This is a genomic window from Streptomyces flavofungini, from assembly GCF_041028215.1.
Classification (GTDB): Bacteria; Actinomycetota; Actinomycetes; order Streptomycetales; family Streptomycetaceae; genus Streptomyces; species Streptomyces flavofungini_B.
In genome coordinates this window covers 1-4,699 of the sequence record NZ_JASKYR010000630.1, presented here as the reverse complement: position 1 = coordinate 4,699, position 4,699 = coordinate 1, and the positions used below count along the sequence as shown (strand labels likewise).

At 74.1% G+C, this 4,699-nt stretch carries 3 protein-coding genes; 2 read left to right on the top strand and 1 reads right to left on the bottom strand.

Annotated elements, in window-relative coordinates:
* Window positions 1-1,997 (top strand): thiol reductant ABC exporter subunit CydC (gene cydC, locus AB8Z36_RS31360; RefSeq protein ID WP_369216775.1); only part of this gene is annotated, 1,997 nt, incomplete at its 5' end.
* A 47-nt stretch (window positions 1,998-2,044) separates the two neighbouring features.
* A complete protein-coding gene (locus AB8Z36_RS31355) occupies window positions 2,045-3,781 on the top strand; it encodes a GAF domain-containing sensor histidine kinase (protein ID WP_369216774.1) in 1,737 nt (578 codons plus the stop codon).
* A gap of 67 nt (window positions 3,782-3,848) precedes the next feature.
* On the opposite strand, the gene AB8Z36_RS31350 is transcribed toward AB8Z36_RS31355, so the two are convergent.
* Window positions 3,849-4,679 carry a Cof-type HAD-IIB family hydrolase gene (locus tag AB8Z36_RS31350; protein WP_369216776.1) on the bottom strand — a complete coding sequence of 277 codons (831 nt, stop codon included), beginning with the start codon at window positions 4,677-4,679 and terminating at the stop codon, window positions 3,849-3,851.
* Window positions 4,680-4,699 lie beyond the last annotated feature (20 nt).

Genomic DNA, 4,699 nt, shown 5'->3' with positions numbered 1-4,699 from the left:
GGGCTGGGGCCCAGGTCGGCGGTGAGCAGGTCGTGCGGTCGGCCGCCGGGCAGGATGCCGGGCGGCTGGGCGAGCGGCGGGCGGCGCTCCCGGACGCCTCCGAGGCGCCGCGCGAGGCGGCTGGGGCCGCGCCGGGTGAGCGGGGCGGGGGGTCGGCGGAGCCCGGTTCGGCGGGACCCGGTTCCGCGGAGTGCGAACCGGTGCCGGTGGGAGCTCAAGGCGGTCAAGGCAAGCCGGTGTCGTCGTACGGAGTGCTGGCCCGGGTCCGTGCCGCCGCTCGGGCCCGGCGGGGGCGACTGGCGCTCGCGCTGCTGCTCGGCAGTCTCGCGCTCGGCAGCGCCGTGGGGCTCATGGCCACCTCGGGGTGGCTGATCTCGCGGGCCGCGGAACAGCCGCCGGTGATGTATCTGATGATCGCCGTGACGGCGACCCGCGCCTTCGGCATCGGCCGTGCCGTCTTCCGCTACGCCGAGCGGCTCGTCTCGCACGACGCGGTGCTCCGCATGCTCGCCGACACCCGGGTCGCGGTCTACCGGCGGCTCGAACGCCTCGCCCCCGCCGGCCTGCGTACGGCCCGCCGCGGTGACCTGCTCTCCCGCCTTGTCGCCGACGTCGACGCCTTCCAGGACTACTGGCTGCGCTGGCTGCTGCCCGCCTCCGCCGCGGCGCTCGTGAGCGCCTCGGCCGTCGGCTTCACCGCCTGGCTGCTCCCCGAGGCGGGCGCGGTGCTCGCCGCCGGGCTGCTCGTCGCGGGCGTCGGGGTGCCGATGCTGAGCGGCGCCGTGGCGCGGCGCGCGGAGCGGAGGCTGGCGCCCACCCGCGGAACGCTCGCCACGCGCGTGGCCGATCTGCTCACCGGAACCGCCGAGCTGACCGTCGCGGGTGCGCTGGAGCGGCGTACGGCCAAGGCCCTGGAGGCCGACGCCGAACTGACGAAGATCGCCTCCCGGCAGGCCGGAGCCACCGCCCTCGGCGACGGACTCGGCGCGCTCGCCACCGGGCTCACGGTGGCCGCCGCCGCGCTCGTCGGGGTCCAGGCGGTCCAGGACGGACGGCTCGGCGGCATCGCCCTCGCCGTCGTCGTGCTCACCCCGCTGGCCGCCTTCGAGGCGGTACTCGGGCTTCCGCTCGCCGTGCAGCACCGGCAGCGGGTCGGGCGGAGCACGGAGCGCGTGTACGAGGTGCTGGACGCCGCCGAGCCGGTCCCGGAACCCGTCGGCCCCGCCGAGGCACCGGCATCGCCCTTCCCCCTCAGGCTCGACGCGCTGCACGCCCGCCACCCGGGACAGGACACCACCGCCCCCGCGCTCGCGGGCGTCAGCCTGACCCTGGAGCGGGGCAGGAGGGTCGCCGTCGTGGGCCCGTCCGGCTCGGGCAAGACGACGCTCGCGCAGGTCATGCTGCGCTTCCTCGGCGCGTACGAGGGGACGTACTCGCTGGGCGGCACGGACGCGGCGACGCTGGACGGCGACACAGTGCGCCGCATGGTCGGGCTCTGCGCCCAGGACGCGCACCTCTTCGACAGTTCGGTCCGCGAGAACCTGCTGCTCGCCAGGAAGGACGCCACGGACGCGGAGCTGCGGGACGCCCTCACACGGGCGCGGCTGCACGAGTGGACCGCTTCCCTGCCCCAGGGCCTCGACACGCTCATCGGCGAGCACGGCGCCCGGCTCTCCGGAGGCCAGCGGCAGCGGCTCGCGCTGGCCCGCGCGCTGCTCGCGGACTTCCCCGTCCTGGTCCTCGACGAACCGGCCGAGCACCTCGACCTGCCGACCGCGGACGCCCTCACCGCCGACCTGCTCGCGGCGACGGAGGGCCGTACGACGCTGCTCATCACGCACCGGCTCGCCGGGCTCGACGCGGTGGACGAGGTGATCGTCCTGGACGGCGGCCGGGTGGCCCAGCGCGGCACGTACGCGGAGCTCGCCGCGGCGGAGGGCCCCCTGCGGCGGATGCTGGAGGTGGAACGGGCGGCTGATCTGCTGGCGGTGGGCTGAGTCACTTCGACTTTCCCCTGTAAATGGGACTTACTAGGCTCAAAGGCATGTCCGTACCTTCGGCCTCCGCCGATTCACCGCTCCCCGGCGGCACCTCCCGTCCGGGGGAGGCGGCGGCGCGGGCGACGCACAGCCTCCAGGGGCTCTCGCCCGAGCTGACCTCGCGGGTGCCGCAGCTCCTCGAAGCCATGCGGTCGGTGGGCACCGGACTCGAACTGCACGTCACCCTGGACCGCATCTGCGAGACCGCCGCCGAGCTCGCCGACGCCCACTACGCGGCGATCGGCGTGGTCGCCGAGGACGGCGAGGGACTCTCCGACTTCGTGTTCCACGGCATCGACGAGGAGACCGCGGAACGCATCGGGCGCCTGCCCGACGGGCACAAGGGCCTGCTCGGCGCGTTGATCCACCAGCCGAGGACACTGCGCCTCTCCGACCTCTCCGCCGACCCGCGCTCCTGCGGATTCCCGCCCCACCATCCGCCGATGCGCAGCTTCCTCGGCGTCCCCATCCGCGTCCAGGGGGAGATCTTCGGCAACCTCTATCTGACGGAGAAGCGGGGCGGGGCCGAGTTCAACGACTACGACGTGCACATGGTGCGCGTCCTCGCCACGGAGGCGGGCATCGCCATCGGCAACGCCCGTCTGTACGAGGCCGCCAAGCAGCGTGAGCGCTGGATCGACGGCTCGGTCGCGGTCACCACGGCCCTGCTCTCCGGCAGCGACGCCGAGGAGGCCCTCGCCGTCGTGGCCGAACAGGCGAGGCACCTCGCCGACTCGGACGCGGGGATCGTGCTGCTGCCCGACAAGGAGGGCGGCATGGAGGTCGTCGCGGTCTCCTCGGCGGAGCCCACCGGCGCGCTCGGCATGGTCGTCCCGCCGGAGAGCCGCATCGTGGCCCAGCTCCTCGACGGGGAGCCCGTCTTCATCGACGACGCGGCGGGCGACGCCCGCGTCATGACCGAGCTGGCCCGACGCTACGGCCCCGTCATGCTCCTGCCGCTCCAGAGCGACGGCCGCGTCCTGGGGACGCTCGTCACGCCCCGCGCGCGGGGGGCACGCCCCTTCAGCGAGGCGGAACGGACGCTCGCCACCCAGTTCGCCTCGCAGGCGGCCCTCGCGCTGATGATGGCCGACGCCCAGCGCGACCGGGAGCGCCTCGCGGTCTACGAGGACCGCGACCGGATCGCCAGGGACCTGCACGACCTCGTCATCCAGCGGCTCTTCGCCACCGGCATGATGCTGGAGAGCGCCCAGCGCCGGTCGGTCGTACCGGAGGTGCAGGTCGGCGTCGGCAAGGCCGTGGACGAGCTGGACGTGACCATCCAGGAGATCCGTACGGCGATCTTCGCGCTCCAGCAGGGCCCGGCCGAGGCGCCGTCGGGGCTGAGCACCCGGGTGCTCAGGGAGATCAACATGGCCGCCGTCCCGCTCGGCTTCAAGCCCACGCACCGCTTCGTGGGCCCGGTGGACACCGTGGTCGGCGAACTGACCGGCAAGAACCTCATCGCGGCCCTGCGGGAGGCGCTCTCCAACGCGTTCCGCCATGCGCGGGCCGCCCGTATCGACGTCGTCGTCGACGCGACGGTCGTCCTGCCGGACGGGCGCCAGGGCGTACGCCTGACTGTCGCGGACGACGGTGTCGGCATCGCGGAGGGCGGCCGGCGCAGCGGCCTGAAGAACCTCAAGCGGCGAGCCGAGTCCCTGGGCGGCGACAGCTCGTACGGTCCGGGCATCGGCGAGGACGGCGGCGGCACCACGGTGCTCTGGCAGGCCCCGTACTAGGCCGGACCGCCGCAAGCTCGGCTCAGTCCGTCAGTCCGTCAGTCCGTCCGGCGGTCGGGGCGCGGGCTCAGTCCGTCCGGCGGTCGGCCAGGATCTGTTCGATCACCACGGCGACACCGTCGTCGTTGTTGGCGACCGTGCGCCCGGAGGCGGCGGCGATGACGTCGGGGTGGGCGTTGCCCATCGCGTACGAGGTACCCGCCCAGGTCAGCATCTCGATGTCGTTCGGCATGTCCCCGAACGCGACGACTTCGGCGGGCGTGATGCCGCGCTCGGCACAGCACAGCGCCAGCGTGCTGGCCTTGGAGACGCCGGGCCCGCTGATCTCCAGGAGCGCGCTGGGGCTGGAGCGGGTGACTGTCGCCCGGTCGCCGACGGCCGCCCGCGCCTCCCTCAGGAAGTCGTCGGGCGCGAGCTCCGGGTGGAAGGCGAGGACCTTGAGCACGGGCTGCTCGGCCACGGCGGGGTCCGCGGGGTCCTCCGCAAGGAGCTTCTCGACGGGCGCGACGCTCTCACCAGGCTCCATATGCAGCGGCGGATACGTTTCTTCATGGTGCAGTCCCCCGGTCCGCTCCACCGCGAACGACGTCCCCGGCGACGCGGCGCGCACCCTGCGGACCACGTCGAGGGCGCACTCCCGCTCCAGTTCGCGGATCTTGACGAAGCTGTGCGTGCCGGGGCCGCCGTGCAGATCGACGACCGCCGCGCCATTCCCGCAGATGGCGAGGCCGTGACCGTGTACGTGGGCGCTGACGACATCCATCCAGCGGGCCGGACGGCCGGTCACGAAGAAGACCTCGATCCCGGCCGCCTCGGCCGCCGCGAGTGCGGCGATCGTGCGGTCGGAGACCGTCTTGTCGTCGCGCAGCAGCGTGCCGTCCAGGTCCGTGGCGATCAGCCGCGGGTGCGGACGCCGCC

Coding starts and splice junctions, on each gene's coding strand:
- AB8Z36_RS31355 (WP_369216774.1), top strand. CDS start 2,045: ATGTCCGTACCTTCGGCCTCCGCCGATTCACCGCTCCCCGGCGGCACC.